This window comes from Paenibacillus mendelii, assembly GCF_024498075.1.
Lineage (GTDB): Bacteria > Bacillota > Bacilli > Paenibacillales > Paenibacillaceae > Paenibacillus_Z > Paenibacillus_Z mendelii.
The window spans coordinates 1-22,659 of sequence record NZ_JANHOF010000023.1 but is presented as its reverse complement, the minus strand read 5'-3'; the positions used below and the strand labels follow the sequence as shown (position 1 = coordinate 22,659).

The window sequence follows — 22,659 nt, the reverse complement described above, 5'->3', positions numbered from 1 at the left end:
CGCGCCAGCGCCGAGCGAAAAAAGCTACCCTCCCGCGGAGCCGGAACGCTCCGAACAGGAAGATAGCTTCGCGGGGCTCGTTACATGGACGGCAGGCTGAGCGCTGTCTGCATGCTCTGCAGATCCAGCTGCAGCTGCTCCTGGGTGTTCCAGGGATGATACAGCCCCTTTTGCATCATGTACATCGTAATCGCCTTGTGCATGTCGATCGCTTCGTCGAGATGACGCAGCAGCGTCGCCTTCACCTCCGGCGTGCCCGACTCCGTCACCGCCGCGGCATAATTGCGTACGGCCGATTTGGTTGTCGTCAGGTAATCCATCGCGATCACCTGGTCCGTCATCACATGCATGCCGGTTATATGCTCCAATATTGTGTTCATTTGTCCACACTCCTATTGCATCGCTTTGTTCATAATCCCGCCAAGCTCCTGCAGCTGCCGCGTCGTGAGCTCCACATCCCGCTGCAAAATCTGCTTGAGCGCCGGGTCCGAGACCAGCGCCTGCATCGTTTTCGACTTCGTCAGGCAGACCGTCTTGAACGCCGCCATCTCGTGAACCTCCAGCGTTTCGTGCAACGCATATCCCATAAACATTGCCCCCTTCTAAGGCTTAAGTACAACCTTGATGCAGTTGTCCTGCCGCGTATCGAACATTTCGTACCCGCGCTTCGCTTCGCTGAGCGGAATGACATGCGTAACGATATCGCCGGGGTCGATCTTGCCGGTATCGACAAGCTCATACATGTAAGGCATGTAGTGAATGACCGGCGCTTGGCCCGTCTTCACCGTAATGTTGCGCTGAAAAATATCGCCCATCGGGAACGCGTTGTACCGGCCTCCGTAGACGCCGGTCACCTGAATCGTGCCGCCCTTGCGCACGCATTGGGAAGCGATCACGAGCCCGCCCATTGCGCCGCCGTGCAGCTTGAGGCCCGAGGCGAGCTGCTCGAGCGGAGACATCTTGCCGCTCATGCCCGAGCAGTCGATCACGACATCCGCGCCGCCCTGCGTCATCTCCTTCAGCTCGTTACCGACATTCTTGTACTGCTCGATGTTGACGATTTCCACGTTGTTGATCCGTTTGGCGTGCTGCAGCCGGTAATCGAGGAAGTCCAGCGCGATGACGCGCTTCGCGCCCTTCATCCAGCAAAACTTTTGCGCGAACAGGCCGACCGGACCGCAGCCGATCACGATGACCGTATCGCCGTCCTTGACGCCCGCGTTGTCAACGCTCCAGAAAGCTGTTGTCATCGCGTCGGCGATCACTGTCAGCTTCTCGTCGGGCTGCTCGCAGCTTTCAGGGATTTTGAAATGGGTGAAATCCGCGAACGGAACCCTTAGATACTCGGCCTGTCCGCCGGGAATGCCTCCGGTCGTGCCGGAATAGCCGAAGTAGGCGCCCATATCGCCATGCTCGTTCGAGTTGTCGCACTGGCTCTCCAGGTGGTTCTGGCAATACCAGCACTGCCCGCATGCGATATTGAACGGGATGATCACGCGATCCCCTTTCTTCAGCTTGGTCACGCCGGGACCGACCTCCTCGACGATCCCCATAGGCTCATGTCCGACCACGAAATCCTCCTGCATATTCGGAATCATGCCGTGAAACAGATGGAGGTCCGAGCCGCAGATGGCGCTTGCCGTAATCCGGACGATCATGTCGTCCGGCTTCTCGATTTTCGCATCGGGCACCTCTTTGACCTGAACGTTTTTAATGCCTTGATACGTTACCGCCTTCATGCTTGGTGCCCTCCCATATGCTCGTCCGGCGTGCGGTCGAACATGCCTTTGCGTCTAGTATCGTCCGGGAACAACCGCAGCTTCGCAATGTCCATCGTCTGCGTCGCTCCGAGCATGTCCAGCTGGAACTGCTCCTGCAGCTCGTAAGGGTGAAACCATTTCTTGCGGATCATCAGCTCAGAGATCTCCTGGTGCAGCGCGATGCCTTGATGCAGCTGCGCGCGCAGCAGAGCCCTGGCCTCGGGCGAGGCCGTCTCCGTGATCGCGAACGCGGTGTTGCGAACACCGTCCTTCGTGCGGATCAGGAAATCCATCGCGAACGTCATGTCCGCCTTCTCCGGCATGTTTAGCGCTTCCGCCGGATCCAGATAATCCATTGTCATTGTAAGCAGTCACCTCAATTCAGAATGGGAGTGGGCCGTTTTTCCGGTACCGGGGCGCTGAACGGCGCCCGCTTATATAATGCCTGCAAGTCGGTCAAGCCTTGGAGCGACTGTTCCACGTCCTTTTGCATCAAATCCTTCAATTCTTGGTCAAAAACGAGACCTTGCATCAGCTTCGATTTGGCCAGGCAGAGTGTCTTGAAGTTAATCGCCTCGTGAATTTCCAACGCTTCGTGTGGAGCCAATGTGGTCATTGCTGGTCACTCCTTTTTTGTGAGACACAGCTATTTTTACCTGAAATATGCAGAGGTATTCTGGTCCGGCAATCCAGGCTTGTTCTTCATGCTGCAAGCAGGAGTGATGGTCGCAGCCCGCTTTGCGCTTCGGACCAGAATCCCTTCCGACGGCCAATGGCATCCTCTGCTGACAAGCGGCCTTCTGGTTTACATGGCTGCCGATATTGATCTATTATCGCTGGCAGTAATCGGCCCGGAAGCCTTGATGTATGCTGCTTCGCGGCTGATCGCTTTAGGGATGGCGTTAATCTATCCGATTCTAGTTACTTACTTGACCTTCGTCGTGTCAGTGCCACCCGCAACCTATTGATTGGCCTGTTTATCGCCATGTCGGATCTGGGTGTTGTCCTTGGAAATATTGTAATGGGGAATATCGCGGATCGGACGTCTTATTCGTTCATGTTTAGCTTTGTGCAGTTTTGGCACTGCCAGATTATTTTTATCCATTACCGGCTTCCGCTGAGCGAATTGGTCAGCGGCTCCATAAATGTCTTGTAATGTACCGCGACCTTCATTTGCGGCCATTCTTTTTGCCAATCCTTTCTTTCGATCCGACTCTGAAAAGCCCCTGAAGCGTATGATCCCATGTTCAAAGGATCCACTTTCAGCTCCTGCATTTTTTTGAAAAGCGATACGGTTTGTTTATCCATATAGGCTCCGATGTTCCGGTTAAGCTCATCTAACTGGGCAGGGTCCAGTAAATCTTTATTTCCGTGGTACTCCTCGATTCGGCATCGGATTTCCATGTTAATTGTTACTCTCGCCTGTCTGCGGTCCACCTTCCAGTCGGGCTTGACATGGACATCGCTGACGTTGACCGACAATTCGGGCAGAGAAAGATCCTGAAGGCGATGATTTTTGTACTGAAGCTGGAACATTTGTTCTTCGGTTCGGCTCAATACGGAAACCAGCTTATCTTTACGGAATAGACCGGTTCCCTCATAGGTTAAGTCATTCTGATCCGCCTGAAATACGGGCAGAACCGGATCCGCAAGCGGTGAATAGAGATTTTTTATATATTGATGCAGATTGACGACGGTCATTTCCCCAGGGCTTCTGCTTTCATAATGCTTGAATTTGCGATATATATAATAATCGATAAGCGGATCCTTCTTAATCTGCTTTTGCAAGTACCCCTGTAGATCTCCCCGATAAACGGCCAAATAAAGACGCAGTGACAATTTGGGATCCGCTAGTATGGTGTCAATAATGGGCCGCATCCCTTGCCTTGCGAACTCCTCGCTGATGAACAGGACCCGTTTCTGGCCGGTCTTCAGCTCCCGATGATAGCTTCGGTTAAATTCTTTTTTGCCCTCCTTTAGAAGATCGGTATGAAGTGTTATCATCTTCTTCTCTTCTCTGCCTAGAGGAGGCACCAGCAAGCTTATTTCCAGCATGCCGTCCTGACCCTGATCGATGGTCCAGAGAATGATAGGCGCGATTTCTTCAATAATATTGTAATCCCGGCTCGAGCATCCTGGAGTTACAAATAGAATACCCGCCATAGCCCATAATGCGGCTTTCGTTCTCCAACTCATGTTAGGCACGCCCCTTTATTCTTACTGCGGCTATCATAAAGGCGGGTACCGCCAAGAAGGATACCGCAGCGAAACAGACCTGAAGCACCGGCCAGAAATGTCCCTGCGTACCGGATTTCCAGAACCAGTGGTAGACGATGAGCATGCATAGAAACAGTACCATGAAACTCGCAATGAAGCCGGATCTGCTGGCTGGTTTCATGGCTTTTCCCGCAATGATCCGGAGAGAACCGTAGAACAGCAGAATGAGCAGCGCAATGGCAAACACATAGTGGAAAATATGGATGCAAATCATCATGATATCCAGACGTTCGAAGATCGGCGATTGCAAATAGCGTACCATGTTGATGACCGGGTAGCTGCTTTTTCTCAAATATTCCGGCCCAAAATACAACGTCGAGGCGATAAACAGTGCCAGGTATTCCACAATCGTCAATGCGTTCCCGATCGCCATCGGCCTAAGCAGCTTGTCCCGGGGGCTGAACCAGGCACCGATGCATATGAGGTATTCTGGTCCAGACAGCGATGCCCAGATCAGCAGCATGCCCTGCCAAATCCCGTCGTCACGTTCCATCGAAATGATCGGGTACAGATCATGTATCGAGGCGATAGGAGGCAAGAAGAAAGGAATGTACAGCAGGATCAACCAGAACGAGCATAAATAGGCGATGAAGATGAAACGAATCGTCTTCTCCATGCCTTTCACGGCCAGATAGCAGCCAACAGCAAATAGGAAAGCAAGCAGCCATTCCCTCTGGATGGACGGCAGCACGAATTGATGTATGATTTCGGTATAGCCGAGCGTAATCACCGTAATCTTGACAAAGATGAACAGCATTCCGATGAAGGAGAACAAACGAACCTTCCTTTCGCCGAAAAGCTCGACAAAGCCGGCATAGCCTTTGCCGGAATAGGGCGAAGCGAACCATTTGGCAAGCAGCATCAGATTAATGTTGGATATAATGCCAACGGCGATGATGGCCCAGACCATATTGGGATGAACCAGATACTGGGGCATAAGCAGCACAAATCCACTTTTTCAGGGGGTTCAAAAATAATGGCCGGCTTCTTAAAGATGGCAGAGGAGCCCGGATGAATAGATCCTTCCAATCTCTCCAGAAAAAAGGGGCGACCGGCGCAAAATAAGGCTGTTTGAGGGAAGATAGCCCATTCAGGTGGATGAGCAGCAGAATAATACCCAGCACGACACCCAGAAGTCCTAGGTAAGAGGCTAGAATGAGCAAAGCGAATTGAACCATCGTATTGGCTTTCGTGATCATATAGTTAGGCACCAGGAATGAAGCGATGGCCGAGATTCCGACAAGCACGATCAGCACCTTGCTGGCAAAGCCTGCTTCGACTGCTGCTTGGCCGATCACGATCCCCCCGATGACCCCCAGCGTTTGTCCCGACTTGGCGGGCATCCGTAGGCTGGCTTCTTTCATGATTTCCAGCGTAATCAGCATGCAGCAGGCTTCCCAGAAAGGCGTAAATGGAAGCTTGCTCCTGGAATCAAGAAGCACGAACAGGATCTGCAGCGGAACCATCTGATAATGGTGGGTCGTTAATGCCACATATAGCGGAATTAACGTGATGGAAAGCATGAAGCTTAGATAGCGGACTAGCCGAAGGAAGCTGGCCACGAGCCAGCGGTTAATATAATCCTCGGGGGAATGGAACAAATGGAAGAACGTCATGGGAGCGATCAGAACAAAGGGCGTGCCTCCCACCATTATGACAAGCTTGCCCGTACCGAGGTAGTATGCTGACGCATCCGGCCGGTCGGTCTGCATAAACTGCGGAAAAACGCTGTGGACATGGTCTTCCATAAAAAAACCGAGATGGGACGCTTCCAGAATCATATCATAATCAATAGCCTCGATTTTCTCTCTGGCTATGGCGACATGCTTCGGATTGGTGATGCCTTCCATGTACATGATCACGATCGTGGTTTTGCTGAGGGAACCAACTGAGAATTGTTCGGTTTTCAGATCGGGCGTCGGTAGCCGCCTGCGAATGAGCGTGATGTTTTCATCGATTTTTTCGCTGAAGCTGTCTTTAGGCCCTAAGATAATGGTTTCCGTATCGGAAGACTCGATGCTGCGACCCAAGGAACTCGGCAGAGACACCGCCCACCACCGGTCAATTCTGTCGTCGTGCACCAGCACGGAGCCCTGCATAAGAAGCAGCTTCGCTTTCTGCTGACCGGTAACTTCCGAAATGCTGGACGCGGTGATGCATTCGCAAACCGTATTATCGGAAAGGACACTAAGCGGCCCGATGACGGATTCATTCAGCCGCTCGAGATCGATTAAAGTTTTTATATAAAGGAGAGTAATTGTCCGCTCGTCAAGAGCCGTACGTTCAATGACTTCCGCATCGGACATATTGACCAATATCTGTCTGAGGGCGTCCATTGTTAATGGGATTTCATCCTTTTCAGGGGAATCCTCGTTGCCGCGGTCAAGCACGTTCGTTACCTTGTTCCATACCATGGTTACCATCACCTGAACATGTATTTGGCACAACGTGGTTATTATGAACGTTTGCAGGTGATTTCATCCAAGCATACGCTGTCACTGGTAACCATAGTACCTCATATAACATGCGCGTAACACACGTCAACCGAGACGGTATTAACATACCTTTCACCGAGCGTAACACTTTCATGGCTGAACAATGAGGGGAACTATCACTTAAAAAAAAGATGTTAATGCAAAAAAAATATAAAATTACATAAAATAAGTAACTATATTACATCATGATATATATAATTTACCAGCCTGAATACTGGACCTAAAAACTCATCCCACTTGTTCGATACATCTTTTAACCTAACGGGATTAGGTAATTTGACTTCGGGAAGTTCTACATTAAGATGTATAAACACTTGGACCACATTTCGTATTATGCATACACCATAACCTTTCCATCAAGTTTTACAAACTCAACCTTATCACTCGTCAGATTGCTTCCGTCAGCCTTATGGAGTTTGTCACCCACTTAGAGTTTTGAGCAACCCCCACAAAAATAAACAATACAGCATCGTGAAGACGGTTGCTTTTTCATCATATAGAGCACTTCCCACGACCTCTCCTAAAAAATAGCAGAAATAAAATCAAACGGTGTTACCTGACTAAATTGTGTTTTTCCTAACATCTTGGTAATGATGAACAAGCCCACAAAGCCCGATAACAGTTTAATCGTTAATTGGAGAAACAAGATTTCATCCCTTTCTATAGCCGGATACGAAGGATTGCAAAAATGAGCGTTTTATATTGCAGGTTATATCATCGGTGATAGTAGTCGCGCTCCTTGCTCCATTATGCGCTGTGGAATTGAGCGATGCTGCAAATCTTGGATGTGTAACTGGACTGAATCAATGAGATCCCGCTCGAATTGCTCTATGAGTTCCCTGGCTATATCGGTGCTGAAAATAACCTGGCACACCTCGTAATTCAAACGAAAACTTCTCATATCATAGTTCGCTGCACCAACCTCGGCGATCTCCCCATCGATGACCATTACTTTAGCGTGCAACATTCCTTTATTGTACTGATAAATCTGGACCCCGGATTCCAATAGTTCTCCAAAATAGGTACGGCTTGCAAGATCTACAATTTTTTGGTCCGAATGGTAAGGGACCAACAATCTCACACGCACCCCGCGCGCCACAGCTGTCTTTATCGCCATGATGATATCTGCATCGGGAACAAAATAGGGGTTTGTGATGTCAAGAGTCTTTACCGCTTGTGTCAGGCAAATGAAAAAGACTTCCCGGATCACTTGAGTAGGAATGCCAGGATTACCTTCAAACGTCTGCATAAACGCATTTTGCAATACTTCTGTATTCGTGGAGTTGTCAGCAATGTTGCTGCTTAGGATGCCCAATTCTGCCGCATATTCTGCCACTTGTCCGGAAACAGCACCCCATTGTGGAGTCATGCTACGTAATGGATGACTGGGCAACTCAATGGGCTTTTCTGTGTTTTCAACGGTGTTCTTACGTGCGCTCACCTTTAGCTGTTCCGGTGAAGCAATATCCCAGTGGACGTTAAATATAGTGTGCAGGTCGACAGCAGCTTCACCTATGATTCGCAGATGGGTGTCGCGCCAGAACCCTACGTTCGGCTTTAGGCCAGTATACTCATACCCAATATTGATACCACCAGTGAAAGTTTCCTTTCCGTCGATCACGACGATCTTACAATGATCCCGGTAATTCCAATTGGACAATATCCAAGGGAAGCGTATTGGAAATACCGTACGGCATTCAATCCCAGCATCCATCATCCGTATGATCTGCGCTCGCGGAAATTGTCTGCTCCCTAAACCGTCTCTCACAAAGCGGACTCGTACACCAGCCTTTGCCCTTTCAATCAATAAATCCGTGATACGTCTGCCAATTTGGTCATCCCGATAGACGTAGTATTCCAAATCAATCGAGTTTAGTGCACTCTTTATTGATTCCATCAGTCTCTCATAGGTTTCATTGCCGTTCTTAAGCACCTGTACTCTGCCGGTTCGAAGTCCATATACGGACAAATGCCGTAAAGAATGAGCGATTACCGAAGCAGATCGGCTGAATGAATCAGGCAACGTGTCCGACTCATTTTGCGGAGAAGTCAGTCTTTCTCGAGAAATGCGCATGGGATTTGTTATACTGAGATAGAATACGAAACCGATGACAGGAAAAACGAGGCAAATGGCTAGCCAATTCAAAGCCTTGGCCGGTCTACGCACCTCGCGGATCGCTATGATTAACATCAAGAGTGTATTGATTAGATACAACCAAATAATCCACAACAACTGAATTTCCTCCTTTGTTATCCAATAACATGCGCAAGTTTACGCATGTATACTCTTAAAGTGTCCGATTAATTACGCCAATATTCTACAGAAATTTTATATATGCTTATCAGTATAATATCAGCGCAAATATGGATATGCACAGTTTTTGCAGCCAATTCGAAATCAATGTGGTCTTTTTGGACGTTGACCGCCTGGTACAAAATTAATACAGGGATCTTGGCGTAAGCGAGTAGATTTTGCTATCGGAGTTCGAAAAACGGCCTCTACTAAATGAAAGAAGTTTTGACCGGTTGCTCTAGCCGTTGTTCTAGGCGGAATCGGTAACACCAAAAATAATCCCATCTCGGTGAATCAAGATGTGATTATTTAGCCTTCCCACAACCCAATTATCCTTTAGGCTTAACGAATGAAGACAATGATCCGAATTACGCCAATATGGGGTAGTACCACATGCCCATCAAGCTAAAATTTTCGAATACCCCAAAACGAAAAAAGCTATCCTTTATTTACAAAAAGAATAGCTTTTTTCGTTTTGGGGGGTTATTAATTTCTTAGCTTGATGGCTATGTGGCGGGACCCCAATACTACTGAATAGAATTAGAAAAAACCGCCTACAAGAGGCGGTTGCTTCACTAATTAAGTTGTAATGTTAAAGGTATAAGAATCTGATGAGTCAATGGTCCCTCCCGCTAATTTTACGGCAAAGCGGAGTGGAATATAGGAGTATCCGTCAATTCTAAGGGTCTTAAAACCAGAGAAATTGCCATTAATAAAGATTTTGTTCGTATCATTAAATATTTTTAAAGATAGATTACCCTTTTTCAATACGATATTTTTAGACTTATCGAATTCGATCGCAAAACCGAAGATATTGGCAAAATCCTTGATATATAAATATGTGCTATTTTGTGCGGATATCATCGATTTATCTAAACTGTGATACATCCCGTCAATAGTTAAAGTTGAGAACAGCGTATCGTACTTCATACCGTTATCGGTATAGTAATTACAATCCCATGTTCTTTCATAAAACAGAGTGTAAGAATTACTAGATGATGACGTATCTTTTACTTTTTTGCAGTGAGGATATGGTGGATATTCATTGAGTACAACTTTTGTCTTCTTCACCTTAGTCGATTTGTATGAATTTGTGTTTTCCGAATTAGAACTTGTGCTCAAGCTCACATTTGAACTTCCGGCACTTCCCCCATTATGATAATGATAACCAGTGCACAATCCTTTACGCTGCGATTTTTCTGAACAATTGTGCCCCCCACTGCTGTCCGTCCTTCCCGAATGGGCGTAGGCCTGTAACGGGATAAGCATAAAGACGACAATAATTGTAGCGATGAACGATAGTAATCTCTTTCTCATATGAGCTCCTCCTTTTTATGAAACCTCATAGATTATACCAATAAGTTGTTATATTACCATATGAGACCATGAAATTTCTTTGACAAAATGGGTTACCGAACAGTTGGCATGTTTGAGAAATAAGGGAGGATCGATGACCAGTTTGTGGATGTTATGATTATGAAAAAGATGTTATAATGCTAAATACTCTTCTTTCCCATTCTGCCCGTTAATAAAAACATTACAACAGGCCGCCGCGGCAGCCTGTTGTTTAATTTTGAGCTATCGTTAGCGTAACGACAGATAAGATGTGGCCGTCCGGACTCTCCTATTTTTCGATCGCTTGGACACTCTGGGGCCAATAGAAACTTTATATCGTGCATGATCTCCCCCTGCCCGTTAGCTGAACAGTCGTCTGCCGTTCGTGTTCGGCAGCAGCTCATGTTGCATGAGTGGACAATTGCCTTGGGATCGCCTCTCAAGTATGGCGAATGATTTCAATTCGGTCGTTGTATTCAAGATCGATTGAAGTCCTACAAGCTGCGCTGGCTTTTAACACCCCGGATCTATAAACCAATGAGAACGGCTATAGTTCCTTATATCGTAGCATGTAAGTACTATTCCCACGTGTTTCTTCAACTACCTCAATAATTCTGCCACCGTACATCTCTTTTATGATCAAATCTGGCACTTTGAATTTATCCATGTATTGCTGATGGATATCTAACTTGTACTTATCCTTTAAGGGGTATTGTATTAATGCCGGTCCGATTATAGGGTCTTTTCTCCTTATTTCCCGATTCCCCCAGGATTGATTCAATACTTCCTCTGTTGGACCATATGCTTCAGAGTAAGCGCACTTCACAATTCTCTGGTTGAAATACCTTGCCTTGTTGCTGTCAGTTAAAGAGCCCTGTAGCAGCATAATATTAGGACCGTATATATGAATGGCTTCTTGTTTTGGATTTCGCCTGGTAATAACCAACATGAGGGTTTTGGACATCGGAATAAGATATCCTTTACCCAAACCGTAACCGTAACGTTGCGCGTTAAACGTAGCATATCCCAGGTCACTTAGGACAAAAGGAGTTTTACTCTGATTGTGTAACAATCTCCACTCCGCATTACATAACAAGCCGCAATTAATCTGAAAGTCGATAAGCCGGTTGAAGTTGGTATTATCACTGACCCCATGTGGGCCAAAGTGTTCATCCAATTTTTCTAAAGCAGGAGCCCGGGCCAACAAAAGCTCTCCATAATCTTCCCCACGTACAAAGAGCTGCGCAATGAATGGAACTAAAATGGTCGACCAAATAGTTCCATTAAATAAAAGTGTTTTATTATGCTCTTCAAGTGTCTGGACTGCAGATGGTAAATTCTCTTCAACATATTTCCAAGTTTTGTCCACATATCGTTCTTCCAAATTTTCACCGTACAACGTGTAAATATGTTTACGGATCCCAAGCGTTTCTGCCTTGAGATCCGATGCATTTTTCATACCATCACGTCGATACCAAACAGGTCTCTTCCGTTTTGGTGTGATGTCGGAATTTGAGAAGCTTCCAATATGACTGGCAGGAATTATGTGCTGACGCACTCCAGGTTGTTGTGTCAATGTATATATTTCCTCCTCGAATAAACGTAAGATACTAAAACTAGAACACCTCGTATAAAAGTCGCTTTACCGAACATGGAAACCGGTAAGCGACTTTTATTTATTCGAATAATTCGTCCATTAAAGATTCGATCTCACGTTTCCGTTTTTTCGTGTCATCTGCATCAATCCGGAACGTATCGCCTTCGATGATGACGGTATCACCCGATTTGGCACCGCGCGGCAGCTTAGACTTTGGAACGTCAATCGTCGCCTCGTCCGTTTCAATGACTGCGATATCACCTTCAAATCGATCTATCACTCCACGCCGCATTACTTCACCTTCTTGATAGTAATCATCTTGCCATCGCTGACAGCTGTAACAGTCCCGTTCAGATCCGTACGATAAATAGTCGCTTTAGCGGCTTTTAAGGCATCCAAAACCGATTTAGTCGGATGGCCGTAGCTATTTTTCCCGACGCTTATCACTGCATATTTCGGAGATACAACTTTTAGAAATGCCGCTGAAGTGGACGTATTTGATCCATGATGGCCAACTTTTAAGACGTCAGCTTTTAACGTTGCTTTTGCCTTCATCATATCCGATAGCGACTTAGACTCCGCATCACCGGTAAATAGGAACGTGTTTGTGCCGTAAGTAAGATGTAGCACAGCACTCCAGTCGTTTAACTCACTAGCTGCGTATGCCTTAATCGGTCCTACGAATTTAGCAGTAACACCTTTTAGCGGAAGTGTTACGCCGGCTTTAGCTTCCTTGATCGTAAGTTTCTCAGCTTTTACCGCATTGAGAAAGTCTTTAAAAGTCTGCGTTGTATGCGAAACTTTCGGAGCGTACACATTCTCTACTTTAAAGGCCTTGAACACCGAATCTAGCCCTCCAACATGGTCAGCGTCCGGATGCGTGGAAATCATTACTTCGATGTCGTCCACGCCGAGTTGCTTAAGATACGCAACAACCGTATCGCCAGCGTTATTATTACCGCCATCGATTAGTATATCGTCACCAGCGGCAGTCTTAATGTACGTTGCATCCCCCTGACCTACGTTAAGATAATAAACGGACAATTTACCTTTTGTCGGTGCGGTCAATTTCTCCACTTTTAAGGATGCTGGAGTAGAATTCTTCGGCTCTTCTGTTTTCACCGGCTCCTTCTCGGTGGCCGCGCTACTACCATCATGCTTGTGATATTCACCGTCTTCTAACCCCCACTTAGCACAGTTAGTCCGACAGTAATGTCCACCATCTGCATCTGTGCGTCCTGGGTGCGCGATAGCAGGCAAGGTCCGTGCAATTGGGGTTAGTAACTTCCAGCCGGATCGTCTGATCGATTTGATTATTCATAATGAAGTCGTTCCTGCCGTAAACCAGGTTGAAACGCACCCTTTCAATCAGCAAATCGAAAGTGCAAATTTCATGAAGGAGAACAATGTTCAGATCCAATCCTGGGCGCCTTTTGCTGAAGGAAAAAATAACCTGTTCCAGAATGAGATATTGGTCTCGATAGCTGAAAAGTATAATAAATCCGTTGCTCAGGTGGCTTTACGTTGGCTAACACAAAGAGAAGTCGTTGTGATTCCAAAGTCTGTTCGTAAAGAAAGAATTATCGAAAACTACAATATCTTTGATTTTGAATTAATTCAAGAGGATATGAAGCTGATTACTGCGTTAGACACAAAACAGAGCCTGTTCTTTTCACATAACGATCCTGAAATGGTGAAATGGATTGGTACCCGTAAACTCGATATTTAACGATAGTTATTTCGAAAGGCCTGCGGCAGATTCTGTTTAAGCAAAAGAACCGAATTTAACAATAAGATATTAAAACAAGAAGCAGCTGCCGCAGCAAACTGCTTCTTATTTCGTTCAACTAACGTCCCTTTAGTTGAAGACCAGACTTTGTTTATGCACCGAAAGCGATGCCTTAACCATTATTATCACGGATGGTCAATTCACTCCATCCAGACTATCAACTTATTCGTTTAGAATTATGCTGCCACTAGTTTACTCATACAGAGGCCCGATTTTATCAATCCGATTCGTCCAAATACCGCCACTATAATTTGATGGCAGACGTTCAATGTCCTCAGGAGTATCCAACCCGCTTGAGAAATCACTACCATCCCCACCGACAACGATCACACGGGTATTGTTGCTTTCCATCCGATTTAGAAATCGATTAGGCCATCCCCATAACCAGGGCGCAATTTTCTCGGGAATGTGTAATTCTGTATGTTCACATGCGTTGGGCACATATCCGGTCCACCCGACTGCCAGATAGGGTAACAAACAGCTTTTCATTGTTGCCTTTGACATCACTCGCATATCAGGCATCCTTTCTTTCAAAGCGGCAATGGGTTTATCTCCTCCATATACTGCTAGCAAGCTTTGTTGGTTTTCCGGCAGCGCGGACAGATATTCAGCGAGTAGTTCTCCCTCATAGGGATCGTTGCTTTTTATATCAATTAAAAAGGATTTGTCAGGAAAATGGCTTAGAACTTCTGTTAAAGACGGCATCAAATCTATCCCTTTGCCACGGAACGGAAAGGTCTGCCCATGATCGGCCGTATATCCGTACCCAATATCCATTTTTTTCAACTCAGCCATTGTATAGTCCTTGGTCGTGCCTTCTGCATTCGTACGGCAGTCCAGTGTCCAATCATGAAAAACGGCAAATTGCTCATCTTTGGTAATATGTATATCAAATTCAACGACGTCTGCCCCTGCTTGAAATGCCGCTTCCATGGATGGAATCGTATTTTCCAAGAAAGGATGCTCTGGTTCATAAATCCGTTCGGCCGTACAGGTTTCGTTCGTGATGCCTTCCATCGTGAAGGTTTGTCCCAATCCCCGATGAGCTAGAAGTAGGGGGTCTCCACTGTCTTGTTTCGTGAGAAGAGAGCTGTTATTCAAATAAATGAAGACAATAAGCACTACGAGAAAAATTACGATCTTGTTTTTAAATATTTTTTTCAATCTATTCATCGGCAATTCCCTCCCATACCACATCCAACTGCCGTTGTAATAGTTCAAAAAGTTCTTCTTCATTCAAGCTCGAAGACCCATTTATTAATGTGTTTATAAATACACCGACTATAACGGAGGCGCTCATGTTTGGATCCCAACTACTTCGGAGGGCACCGCTTTGTTTAGCTTCTGTAATGATGGTACCCAATGTTTCTCTGAACATCGTAATGTTGGTTGATGCATCTTTTGTTTCGATTGTTGATTTTATCGTTTCTACTAAGGCTAGGCGTAACAAACCGGGATGTCGGAAATAAATAGATAATATATCCCGTAGAATACGCAGCAGACGCTCCTTAACCGTTCCTTCATGATGTCTATGAACAATTTGATCCATTAGCTGCATATAAGAATTCACTATATGCAATAATAGATGTTCTTTTTTCTGAAAATAGTTGAAAAAAGTGCCTTTGGCGATGCCACTTTTGAGTGCTATCTCCTCTACAGTTACATTTTCATAGCCCTTTTGTTTGAATAACTCAATTGCAACTTGAGTGATCGTTTCATTAATTTTCTTTTTTCGGACTTCTCTTAGCATTGAGTGCACCCCCTCTAATAATGACCACAGTCATATATGACTGTGGTCATTATACGTCAAAAATGGTATTGACGCAACGCGGCTATTCTCATTGAAAGCCGCTTACCTTGTCAGACGGCTGAAGACGACTCCCGGGCTGGATTTTATTTATACTGTACAGTCACGGCTGTGCCGAGTTTTCAGAAATATCATCGCCCAAGAGACACGAAAAGAACAGATCACCTCCATAAGTTCTAAACATCTCTCCCCTATGATGATAAGTAATAGTTCATTCACTGGAGGAATAAAGCATGATAAAAAACAATCCACTCGTCTCTGCAACCCGAATTGGCCTCACTTTGTTTGCCGTCTCCATCTTGCTGCTGCACGTTCTGCAGCCGGATATCACATTTCTTTACGATGCCATGAGCTACTATGTATTTGGATCGGGTGGGTGGCTACTCCCGGCAAGCCTTGTTAGCTTAGGGCTCGGCTCACTGACGTTGTCTCTTGGGTTGGCCCGTAGGGTGCGCGGAACGCGCGCCATCGCCGGAATCTCGTGCCTGGCGCTCTGGGGCGTCTGCCTGCTCGTTTCGGCTGTCTTCCCGACCGATCCCAAGGGTAGCTGGGACCAGCCCCCGTCCACAAGCGGAATGATTCACTTTATGGCCGCAAACCTTGCCTTTGTCTCCCTCACCATAGCCGCCCTTATCCTGGCACGGGAGCTCAGTAAAGACTCGCGATGGATGCCGGTGAAAAGGGGAATGGTCTGGATGGCAGTGTTAACGGCTGCTTCGTTTCTCCTGCTCATGCTCTCCATCGTCTCGATCTTCGCCTCGAGCGGAGCCCCTCTTTATTTCGGATTGACGGAACGCCTGTTTTTTCTTATGGGAGCTGGCTGGATTGGCATCGTTTCGGTAGGATTGATTCCCTATAACTAATAATCACATCCGAGCTTCAGGTCGCCTGATAACGAATTCGATTTTATTACTTCTTGCCCTTGGAGATAGGTATTCGGAAAACATTGTGATGAGCGTCTTTGGATGAGATAGAAAAATATGCATATAACTAATTACAAATCTCAGGAAAGGAGCATTAGAACATGGCCGATTCGATTAAGCCCAACGGTTCACAGCATGCCGCACCGCCATCGGACGATCCGAAGAAGCAAGGCAGATCCGCAGCTAAGAAGAAATCGAAGTAACTCTGATATCAAATGAATGGATAGGACGCCGGTTGGCGCTTGGATCAGCCGGCAGCCTTGCTGTTTATTGAACTATAGTCCCCGTTAGCGCAATGAATTTTTTCGTCGAATTCAAAAAGACCTCCAAATCAATTGGAGGCCAGGTATTCAAGCAGGTTATCTTGCGTTCTTAAGATTTGCACTCGTATGGCCAGCTGCTGCGGTGTGTAGATTCAAATATCGATGACACTGGACTCCAGTTACAGCCCCCCAGTAACAGGGGTATACGATCCGGTAATAAAACGCGAATCGTCGCTTGCCAGGAACGAAATAACACCTGCAATATCATCAGGTTCCGCCACACGCCTCAGTGGTGTAAAGCTACTAATGGTTTGTTTCTCTTCCTCTGATAAAAAGGCGGTCGCATCGGTTTGCACTAATCCGGGTGCAACCACGTTGGCTGAAATTCCTTGTGGTCCGAATTCTTGGGCAATATAGTCGGAAAAAGTATTCACCCCTCCTTTTGCCGTCCCATGAGCGATCATGTAAGGCGAGGGATCCTTACCTAAGCTGCTGGATACATAAATGATACGTCCGAACTTTTGCTTGATCATGGACGGAATAACGGATTTAGTCGTCACGAATGCCGCTTTTAGTTCATCGTTTAATTTCTGAGAGAACTCCTCCCAATTCATTTCGGCAAAGGGCTTCGCAGTGAAACTCATATTCGCGTTGCAGACCAATATATCAATTTTCCCAAAAGCATCTAAAACAGCGTCTACGAGCTTTGCAAATTGGTCTGAATCACGAACATCCGCCCGGAGAGCAATGGCTTCTCCGCCGCTGGATCGAATATCGGAGACCACTGCTTCAGCAGCATCTTGATTTTTTAAATAATTAACGACGACTTTCGCACCCCGCTGGGCCAATGATTTTGATGCAGCACTTCCAATTCCTCTTGCGCCTCCGGTAACGATAACAACTTTCCCCTGCAGATTCATAGTCATCTTCCTTTCATCCTACTATTTAATTTCGAATGTTCAAACTTTAGATTCGAGCTTCATAACAACATTCCGGGTAGTCTTAGCGAAGCTGACCAAAGAACTTTCGAATGTCATTAACTAATAGATCAGGAGCTTCCATTGCCGCAAAGTGACCACCGCGATCGAATTCCGACCAGTGCACGACATTATGCTCGCGTTCGACAATACCTCGGATCGAGATGTCTTTCGGAAAAACTGCGACTCCGGTAGGAACCGTAGAGCGCTGAGCAGGCATGCCCCAGGATTTCGCCTCCTCTTTATAAATCCGTGCCGATGACCCCGCCGTTCCAGTCAGCCAATACAATGACACATTTGTGAGCAAGTGGTCGAGATTAACGGCATCCTCCGGAAGATTTGCTATAGGGTCTGTCCATTCCTTGAACTTCTCAACGATCCAAGCAAGCTGCCCGATAGGCGAGTCAGTTAGACCATAGGCAAGCGTCTGAGGTCGTGTAGATTGTATAATCGCATAACCCGTTGTCTCATAGCTTTGTTGAGTCAACTTATCGTAGCGCGCTCGCTCAATTTCAGTTAAATCAAGTGATTCTGCGGGATCTCCGGACGGGAATGTTGTAAGCCCGTTTGCATGAATCCCAATGACAGAGTCTGGAGCAAATCGTCCAAGCTCCGGAGAGACCATTGCCCCGGTGTCACCACCTTGTGCGCCGTAACGTTCATAACTTAGTCGACGCATCAGTTCAGCCCAAGTTCTGGCTACTCGATTAATGTTCCACCCTACCTCGGTTGTCGGTCCAGAAAAGCCAAAGCCGGGTAGCGAAGGGATAACGACATGGAAAGCATCTTCCGGGTTACCGCCATGAGCGCGGGGATCGGTGAGCGGTCCTATAATGTTCATGAACTCTACGATCGAACCTGGCCAACCATGTGTGATGATTAGCGGCATTGCTCCAGGTTCCGGTGAACGAACATGTAGAAAGTGGATGTTCTGTCCGTCTATGGTGGTGGTGAACTGCGGGAATTTGTTAAGAGATTTCTCGTGTTTGCGCCAGTCATATTTGGATCTCCAATATTCCGCCAGTTCCTTGAGGTAATCAACAGGGATACCATAGTCCCAGCCTACACCGGCCAAAGCATCCGGCCAACGGGTGCGGGTTAAACGGTCTCGTAATTCATCAAGGTCAGCCTGCGGAACATCGATGCGGAAAGGCTTGATATCATTGCTCTGGTGGCCATTGCGTACACTTTGTTGTTCTGAATGAGCCATTTTTTTTTGGAAATCCTCCTCAAAATTCTCTGTATCTTCTTGTGACTGATTAATGTGTTCACTCTATTTAAACTCATAATAAACCAAGCTTGTTGACAACTGTGTGTCAACGAGCGATATAAAGTTTAGATATCTCCAAAGCACTTTTCCGTACCGCTTCAGCAATATGCGGGGGTTCAAGAATGAACAAATCCGTTCTAAATTGAAGTAAAAAACCGATTAACCAGTCGTTATCCGGGTATCGGACCCGAACGATAAGCGTACCATCGGGCTGCCGTTCAATTTCATCCGAATCAAAATGATCTTCTGCTGGAACCTTAGCCGGCCCTGTAAATCTAAGCACCAGATCGACCATCTTGGAATCGCGCTGCGGATCCCAATTTGCATTCAACTCAGACAGCGTCACCATTCGACGCTGGAACGTATCCTCAAGAATGAGTAGATTCCGGATCCGTGAGAGCCTGAACATGCGGTAATCATTTCGGTTTAAGCAATAGCCGTGAAGATACCACGTATAGCCTTTGAGCACCAGCCCCATAGGTTCAATACAACGTTCTGTTTCTCCCCCTTGTCCGTTGGTATATGTAAAACGGATCAGCCTTTTATCGCTTACGGCTTTATGCAGCGTGTCATACTTGTTTCGTTCTGAAGAGCTGCTTTTCCACGGATTTAAATCTACGATGACCTGATCAGCACCAGCCATACGACCTTGTTCTGCCTTCGAGACCAATGCGCCAACTTTATCGAGCAGCCCGTCCAAATTTTGGTTGCTAAATGCCTGTGTAGATTGAAGCCCTCGCAAAGCTGTAGAGAGGGCAATAAGCTCATCAAATGAAAGCATTTGCCGATCCAATCGAAAGTTTTCCATGATTTCGAATCCGCCTTCCGCTCCCGTGTACGAAACAATAGGAATTCCTGCAAGATTCAATGATTCCAAATCGCGATAAATCGTACGCAATGACACTTCCAGACGATCAGCCAATTCTTGGGCCTGTACGCGTTTGCGGTTTAATAGAAGGATCGTAATGGCCATAAGTCGCTCAAGTTTCACTGTTTTCCCCCTAATTCAAAAAATCTTGTTACAGTTTCATTTTCAAGGTAACTAATTAATAAAATGTTTCACTTCCACGAACACGTTGCCTTAACTCCTGCGGGTAAATAGGGTTCTTACTTACATAATAAACTTTCATTGTTGACAAGAGTCTGTCAGGATTAGATAATTCACCTGTGTGCCCCTATTTGTTTCTATGCCTGGTTCTTCTCCAGAGCAAGGAGGCGAGCAGTATCCCTGCCCAGAAGCCAGTGATTGGCGCTACGACCAACATTCCGATGATGTTGCCGCCCGAGGTTAGCAGCAGTTTACATCCTGTCATGAAGACTGCGACCATCACCGCGAAGCCCCAGTACAACAGTTTTTGTTTGTACGTGATGAATGGGATCTCTTTCGTATAGGGATCCGTTCTGTAAAGCGCGACTCCTACTGTGCCGACTATAACCATCATCCCGGTCATCGACAGACTGTGCTGTAAAATTTTGTACACCGGCAGGTCCAATAAGACGATAGACTGCAGCAAGGTAAGCTGCTGAACCATATAACCGCTTTCATGCGTGAAGGCGTCGACCGCAACATGCGAGAGAAAGCCGATAGAGACAGACACGATGTAGATAATCCAGTCGCGAAGCGTTCGCAGGCTCCATGTGCATAAAAGGCTGTACGCCCTCCGATTCAAGCCAAAGGCGGATGGCAGGTGCAGGACGAGTGATTCCTTAACAAAAGTGTGAATAAGATAGGCGAACAGGATACATAGCGGAATCACCTGAACGACCAAGCCTAAGAACGAATGACCAACTGTCCGATGCGGCTCCAAAGCAAGAAAATATTCAAAATCAGAAGCCATACTCCCCAGCACGAGGCCGGTTACACTCAACCATCGCGGGCTGATGAATTTTAAGGGGAAAGCAAACGTCGGGTGCGCAAAGGTAAAAGGCATCGGTTAGCGGCTCACCTCCTCTTTTTAGCTACAATTTTAGCACCTAAAACTCAATCAATTTATTATTTCGGTCAAAATACTGAATACCGCCCTGTCCTGTAGGGAATACAAAACACTTCTGATTTGGTTCTTTAGTAAAGGTACCTGCTCTGGTACCTGCTCTGGTTGTATACGTGTGTATTCGATTTAACATACTTTCATCGATGATATATTCAACTAAATATTTGTCAGAAAATCCACCTATAAATCGCTTCGGAATCTTTGTTCCCTCTATATTCTCCCAATGTTTTGAAAACGTCCCGTCACCTGTTTGGTCCAAGTAGAAACCTACCTCTGTATCGATCTTATATGCAATTGCTGTGTATTGCTTGTACTTCACCAACTCAATTACATGTATTTTATTCTAACTGATAAAGGCCTCAATCTCTTTATCATCTGGTCTGACTGGTTGTGACTTACATCCAAAAACAAGGGTAGTAACGACTACCATTGTTAGAGATAATTTTATAGGAGACATTGTTCACACTACCAAAGATTTGTATTTGGCCTATAATACTTTTCAGCATAATTTTATCATAACCATCACTCTGTTGATGGATCTCTGCCCTTTACTTGAGAAAAGGCAGCCGATCAGAACGATCGCCTGCCTAGGTATATTTATCCCATATCAAAGGTATACCAACCATGTGTCTGTAATAAATTGTTTGTTTCCTTAAAAAGTGCATTTGCCTTCCCGCTGTTTCCATTTTCTTAACTTCTCAATAAAGTTCCTTCTGTAAGGATACACAAACTTTGTCCTCGGTACCGTGAAGAATTCAATGTACATTGGAATAGCAAATGCATCTCTCCATCCAACACAATTAGTAGATTTAATGCTTCGATTATTTATTGTTTCTTTGAATTAGATCAATGATGACATGTCCATACAGTACGCCAGCCTTTTGGCTTCCAGAGGCAAACCGAGCGAAATAAGCTGGTCGCAGATCGCCTGGATAACTTCGTAATCATCCACTCCTTGGACCTGACAGTCGCGGATAAAGCCAAATAGCCCTGCTTGCTCCGCGCTAACAATATAGGACTTTAACTGTTCTAATTCCCGGTCCGGAATTTCTTTCATGTGCCACGGGTGAGGGACCGGTTTATTTTGGCCATCAACTGATGTGCTCCGTACTATGACCCCCAAACCATCAGAAGTGGTCACGATCAGTTCGTTCCATCGCGCTTGTCGTACCTCTTGCATATAGGCATATCCATCAAGGATGGGCTGAAATCCGAATCGCAGCATAGCGAAGTCACGTACCTCATTCTTCTGCCATTGCCATTTCTTCTTGTCGAAATACTCGCTCTCCTCGTCGTCTCCTTCCTGATCTTTCAAATAGGTCAGATAGTGTTCTTTGGATTCAAAATCGTTCAGCAAAAGACCTTCATGATCTGAAAAATGAAGGGTGAAAAAATCTCTGATATTTTTGGCGACTATTTTTGCACAATTTCCAAAATCCATAGGATCAACGCGAATAATAGGCGCCAAACTTAAATCAGTCACGGAACCGAACTCCGTTAGGAAGGAAAAATGAATACCATCCATGCCTGTACCCGCGAACATTATCGCATCAGCTGGAGAACTTCTGTACCCGCCGTTTTCGGTTGGGTCAAATTGCAGAAAATAGCCTGTCGGTGTCTCCAAGTAAGGGACTTTCTGCTTAATCTCCTTCTCCCATGTCATGATCTCTTCTAGCAAAGACGGTATTTCGTAGGAATGCACCATGATGCCCTCTCCTTCAAACAGTATTATTTGTTAATTATAGTATATTTAATGTAAAAGTCGCCCCCTCAACGATAGCAGATGCCGCGGCAAACTGCTCCTTGTTTCGTTCAACTTACGTTCTCCGTCCCTCGTTTTTAGGTCTTTATCTCACATATACTCACTCATTCGCAGGATTTC

The 22,659-nt window shown here is 46.1% G+C and carries 23 protein-coding genes and 2 pseudogenes; 3 read left to right on the top strand and 22 right to left on the bottom strand.

The genetic code is table 11. The annotated features are described in order from the left end of the window. Positions 1-80: 80 nt before the first annotated feature. Genes NNL21_RS32770 through NNL21_RS32750 form a run of 5 tightly spaced genes read right to left on the bottom strand, consistent with a single transcriptional unit; the run spans position 81 to position 2,376 of the window. Complete coding sequence (locus NNL21_RS32770) at positions 81-380, bottom strand: spore coat protein (RefSeq protein WP_204822056.1); 300 nt, start codon at positions 378-380, stop codon at positions 81-83. 12 nt (positions 381-392) lie between these two features. Beyond that, positions 393-587 (bottom strand): hypothetical protein, encoded by a 195-nt coding sequence (locus tag NNL21_RS32765; RefSeq protein ID WP_139607840.1) that lies wholly within the window; start codon positions 585-587, stop codon positions 393-395. Positions 588-602: 15 nt separating this feature from the next. Beyond that, positions 603-1,739: a zinc-dependent alcohol dehydrogenase gene (locus NNL21_RS32760; protein ID WP_204822057.1), complete on the bottom strand. Its 1,137-nt coding sequence runs from the start codon at positions 1,737-1,739 to the stop codon at positions 603-605. After that, positions 1,736-2,122 (bottom strand): spore coat protein, encoded by a 387-nt coding sequence (locus tag NNL21_RS32755; protein ID WP_204822058.1) that lies wholly within the window; start codon positions 2,120-2,122, stop codon positions 1,736-1,738. The genes NNL21_RS32760 and NNL21_RS32755 overlap by 4 nt, the downstream gene beginning before the upstream one ends. Before the next feature lie 14 nt (positions 2,123-2,136). Beyond that, positions 2,137-2,376: a spore gernimation protein GerQ gene (locus tag NNL21_RS32750; protein WP_139607843.1), complete on the bottom strand. Its 240-nt coding sequence runs from the start codon at positions 2,374-2,376 to the stop codon at positions 2,137-2,139. 19 nt (positions 2,377-2,395) lie between these two features. Here NNL21_RS32750 and NNL21_RS32745 point away from each other — a divergent pair, with 19 nt between their 5' ends. Further along, positions 2,396-2,728, top strand: a complete 333-nt coding sequence (locus NNL21_RS32745; RefSeq protein WP_204822059.1) for a hypothetical protein — start codon at positions 2,396-2,398, stop codon at positions 2,726-2,728. 136 nt (positions 2,729-2,864) lie between these two features. Here NNL21_RS32745 and NNL21_RS32740 read toward each other — a convergent pair whose 3' ends face one another. From NNL21_RS32740 to NNL21_RS32705, 9 genes and pseudogenes are all read right to left on the bottom strand, one after another. Then, complete coding sequence (locus NNL21_RS32740) at positions 2,865-3,956, bottom strand: Ger(x)C family spore germination protein (protein WP_204822060.1); 1,092 nt, start codon at positions 3,954-3,956, stop codon at positions 2,865-2,867. A gap of 1 nt (position 3,957) precedes the next feature. Continuing rightward, the gene (locus NNL21_RS32735) at positions 3,958-4,974 is read right to left on the bottom strand and encodes a GerAB/ArcD/ProY family transporter (RefSeq protein WP_256555642.1); all 1,017 of its coding nucleotides are present in this window, start codon (positions 4,972-4,974) and stop codon (positions 3,958-3,960) included. Continuing rightward, entirely contained in the window at positions 4,904-6,451 is a 1,548-nt protein-coding gene (locus NNL21_RS32730; protein ID WP_256555641.1) for a spore germination protein, read from the bottom strand. The genes NNL21_RS32735 and NNL21_RS32730 overlap by 71 nt, the downstream gene beginning before the upstream one ends. A 500-nt stretch (positions 6,452-6,951) precedes the next feature. Next, positions 6,952-7,178 (bottom strand): annotated as a pseudogene (locus NNL21_RS37065) (DUF421 domain-containing protein). A gap of 63 nt (positions 7,179-7,241) precedes the next feature. Beyond that, positions 7,242-8,765 carry a phospholipase D-like domain-containing protein gene (locus tag NNL21_RS32725; RefSeq protein WP_204822061.1) on the bottom strand — a complete coding sequence of 508 codons (1,524 nt, stop codon included), beginning with the start codon at positions 8,763-8,765 and terminating at the stop codon, positions 7,242-7,244. A gap of 639 nt (positions 8,766-9,404) precedes the next feature. Next, positions 9,405-10,142 (bottom strand): YHYH domain-containing protein, encoded by a 738-nt coding sequence (locus NNL21_RS32720; protein ID WP_204822062.1) that lies wholly within the window; start codon positions 10,140-10,142, stop codon positions 9,405-9,407. A 565-nt stretch (positions 10,143-10,707) separates the two neighbouring features. Further along, entirely contained in the window at positions 10,708-11,736 is a 1,029-nt protein-coding gene (locus tag NNL21_RS32715) for a DUF4238 domain-containing protein (RefSeq protein WP_204822063.1), read from the bottom strand. 100 nt (positions 11,737-11,836) lie between these two features. Then, complete coding sequence (locus tag NNL21_RS32710; RefSeq protein ID WP_204822064.1) at positions 11,837-12,049, bottom strand: DUF3006 domain-containing protein; 213 nt, start codon at positions 12,047-12,049, stop codon at positions 11,837-11,839. Beyond that, positions 12,049-13,062: an MBL fold metallo-hydrolase gene (locus tag NNL21_RS32705; RefSeq protein ID WP_373567628.1), complete on the bottom strand. Its 1,014-nt coding sequence runs from the start codon at positions 13,060-13,062 to the stop codon at positions 12,049-12,051. The genes NNL21_RS32710 and NNL21_RS32705 overlap by 1 nt, the downstream gene beginning before the upstream one ends. On the opposite strand from NNL21_RS32705, the pseudogene NNL21_RS32700 reads away from it, so the two are divergent. After that, a pseudogene (locus tag NNL21_RS32700) lies at positions 13,013-13,486 on the top strand (aldo/keto reductase); the annotation flags it as partial. The gene NNL21_RS32705 and the pseudogene NNL21_RS32700 overlap by 50 nt on opposite strands. Before the next feature lie 252 nt (positions 13,487-13,738). On the opposite strand, the gene NNL21_RS32695 reads toward NNL21_RS32700, so the two are convergent. After that, complete coding sequence (locus NNL21_RS32695) at positions 13,739-14,719, bottom strand: glycerophosphodiester phosphodiesterase family protein (RefSeq protein WP_204822067.1); 981 nt, start codon at positions 14,717-14,719, stop codon at positions 13,739-13,741. Beyond that, positions 14,712-15,296: a TetR/AcrR family transcriptional regulator gene (locus NNL21_RS32690; RefSeq protein ID WP_204822068.1), complete on the bottom strand. Its 585-nt coding sequence runs from the start codon at positions 15,294-15,296 to the stop codon at positions 14,712-14,714. The genes NNL21_RS32695 and NNL21_RS32690 overlap by 8 nt, the downstream gene beginning before the upstream one ends. A 290-nt stretch (positions 15,297-15,586) precedes the next feature. Between NNL21_RS32690 and NNL21_RS32685 the strand changes: the two genes are divergently transcribed. After that, the gene (locus NNL21_RS32685; protein ID WP_204822069.1) at positions 15,587-16,216 is read left to right on the top strand and encodes a DUF998 domain-containing protein; all 630 of its coding nucleotides are present in this window, start codon (positions 15,587-15,589) and stop codon (positions 16,214-16,216) included. A gap of 502 nt (positions 16,217-16,718) precedes the next feature. On the opposite strand, the gene NNL21_RS32680 is transcribed toward NNL21_RS32685, so the two are convergent. The 6 genes from NNL21_RS32680 to NNL21_RS32655 form a co-directional block, all read right to left on the bottom strand. Then, positions 16,719-17,465: an SDR family NAD(P)-dependent oxidoreductase gene (locus NNL21_RS32680; protein ID WP_309145365.1), complete on the bottom strand. Its 747-nt coding sequence runs from the start codon at positions 17,463-17,465 to the stop codon at positions 16,719-16,721. A 76-nt stretch (positions 17,466-17,541) separates the two neighbouring features. Further along, complete coding sequence (locus tag NNL21_RS32675; protein ID WP_204822070.1) at positions 17,542-18,726, bottom strand: epoxide hydrolase family protein; 1,185 nt, start codon at positions 18,724-18,726, stop codon at positions 17,542-17,544. Positions 18,727-18,832: 106 nt separating this feature from the next. Then, entirely contained in the window at positions 18,833-19,777 is a 945-nt protein-coding gene (locus NNL21_RS32670; protein ID WP_204822071.1) for a helix-turn-helix transcriptional regulator, read from the bottom strand. Positions 19,778-19,961: 184 nt separating this feature from the next. Further along, complete coding sequence (locus NNL21_RS32665; RefSeq protein WP_204822072.1) at positions 19,962-20,717, bottom strand: DUF4184 family protein; 756 nt, start codon at positions 20,715-20,717, stop codon at positions 19,962-19,964. Positions 20,718-20,760: 43 nt separating this feature from the next. Continuing rightward, on the bottom strand, positions 20,761-21,036 hold the full coding sequence (locus NNL21_RS32660) for a hypothetical protein (protein ID WP_204822073.1): 276 nt from the start codon (positions 21,034-21,036) through the stop codon (positions 20,761-20,763). A 582-nt stretch (positions 21,037-21,618) separates the two neighbouring features. Beyond that, positions 21,619-22,482 (bottom strand): hypothetical protein, encoded by an 864-nt coding sequence (locus NNL21_RS32655; protein ID WP_204822074.1) that lies wholly within the window; start codon positions 22,480-22,482, stop codon positions 21,619-21,621. Between the last annotated feature and the right edge of the window lie 177 nt (positions 22,483-22,659).

What these genes read in the sequence shown, in the direction of transcription:
- NNL21_RS32750 (WP_139607843.1), bottom strand. Translation starts at nt 2,376, where the DNA reads ATGACCACATTGGCTCCACACGAAGCGTTGGAAATTCACGAGGCGATT.
- NNL21_RS32735 (WP_256555642.1), bottom strand. Translation starts at nt 4,974, where the DNA reads ATGCCCCAGTATCTGGTTCATCCCAATATGGTCTGGGCCATCATCGCC.
- NNL21_RS32730 (WP_256555641.1), bottom strand. Translation starts at nt 6,451, where the DNA reads ATGGTATGGAACAAGGTAACGAACGTGCTTGACCGCGGCAACGAGGAT.
- NNL21_RS32740 (WP_204822060.1), bottom strand. Translation starts at nt 3,956, where the DNA reads ATGAGTTGGAGAACGAAAGCCGCATTATGGGCTATGGCGGGTATTCTA.
- NNL21_RS32675 (WP_204822070.1), bottom strand. Translation starts at nt 18,726, where the DNA reads ATGGCTCATTCAGAACAACAAAGTGTACGCAATGGCCACCAGAGCAAT.
- NNL21_RS32695 (WP_204822067.1), bottom strand. Translation starts at nt 14,719, where the DNA reads ATGAATAGATTGAAAAAAATATTTAAAAACAAGATCGTAATTTTTCTC.
- NNL21_RS32755 (WP_204822058.1), bottom strand. Translation starts at nt 2,122, where the DNA reads ATGACAATGGATTATCTGGATCCGGCGGAAGCGCTAAACATGCCGGAG.
- NNL21_RS32685 (WP_204822069.1), top strand. Translation starts at nt 15,587, where the DNA reads ATGATAAAAAACAATCCACTCGTCTCTGCAACCCGAATTGGCCTCACT.
- NNL21_RS32760 (WP_204822057.1), bottom strand. Translation starts at nt 1,739, where the DNA reads ATGAAGGCGGTAACGTATCAAGGCATTAAAAACGTTCAGGTCAAAGAG.
- NNL21_RS32690 (WP_204822068.1), bottom strand. Translation starts at nt 15,296, where the DNA reads ATGCTAAGAGAAGTCCGAAAAAAGAAAATTAATGAAACGATCACTCAA.
- NNL21_RS32655 (WP_204822074.1), bottom strand. Translation starts at nt 22,482, where the DNA reads ATGGTGCATTCCTACGAAATACCGTCTTTGCTAGAAGAGATCATGACA.
- NNL21_RS32770 (WP_204822056.1), bottom strand. Translation starts at nt 380, where the DNA reads ATGAACACAATATTGGAGCATATAACCGGCATGCATGTGATGACGGAC.
- NNL21_RS32765 (WP_139607840.1), bottom strand. Translation starts at nt 587, where the DNA reads ATGGGATATGCGTTGCACGAAACGCTGGAGGTTCACGAGATGGCGGCG.
- NNL21_RS32720 (WP_204822062.1), bottom strand. Translation starts at nt 10,142, where the DNA reads ATGAGAAAGAGATTACTATCGTTCATCGCTACAATTATTGTCGTCTTT.
- NNL21_RS32710 (WP_204822064.1), bottom strand. Translation starts at nt 12,049, where the DNA reads ATGCGGCGTGGAGTGATAGATCGATTTGAAGGTGATATCGCAGTCATT.
- NNL21_RS32680 (WP_309145365.1), bottom strand. Translation starts at nt 17,465, where the DNA reads ATGACTATGAATCTGCAGGGGAAAGTTGTTATCGTTACCGGAGGCGCA.
- NNL21_RS32665 (WP_204822072.1), bottom strand. Translation starts at nt 20,717, where the DNA reads ATGCCTTTTACCTTTGCGCACCCGACGTTTGCTTTCCCCTTAAAATTC.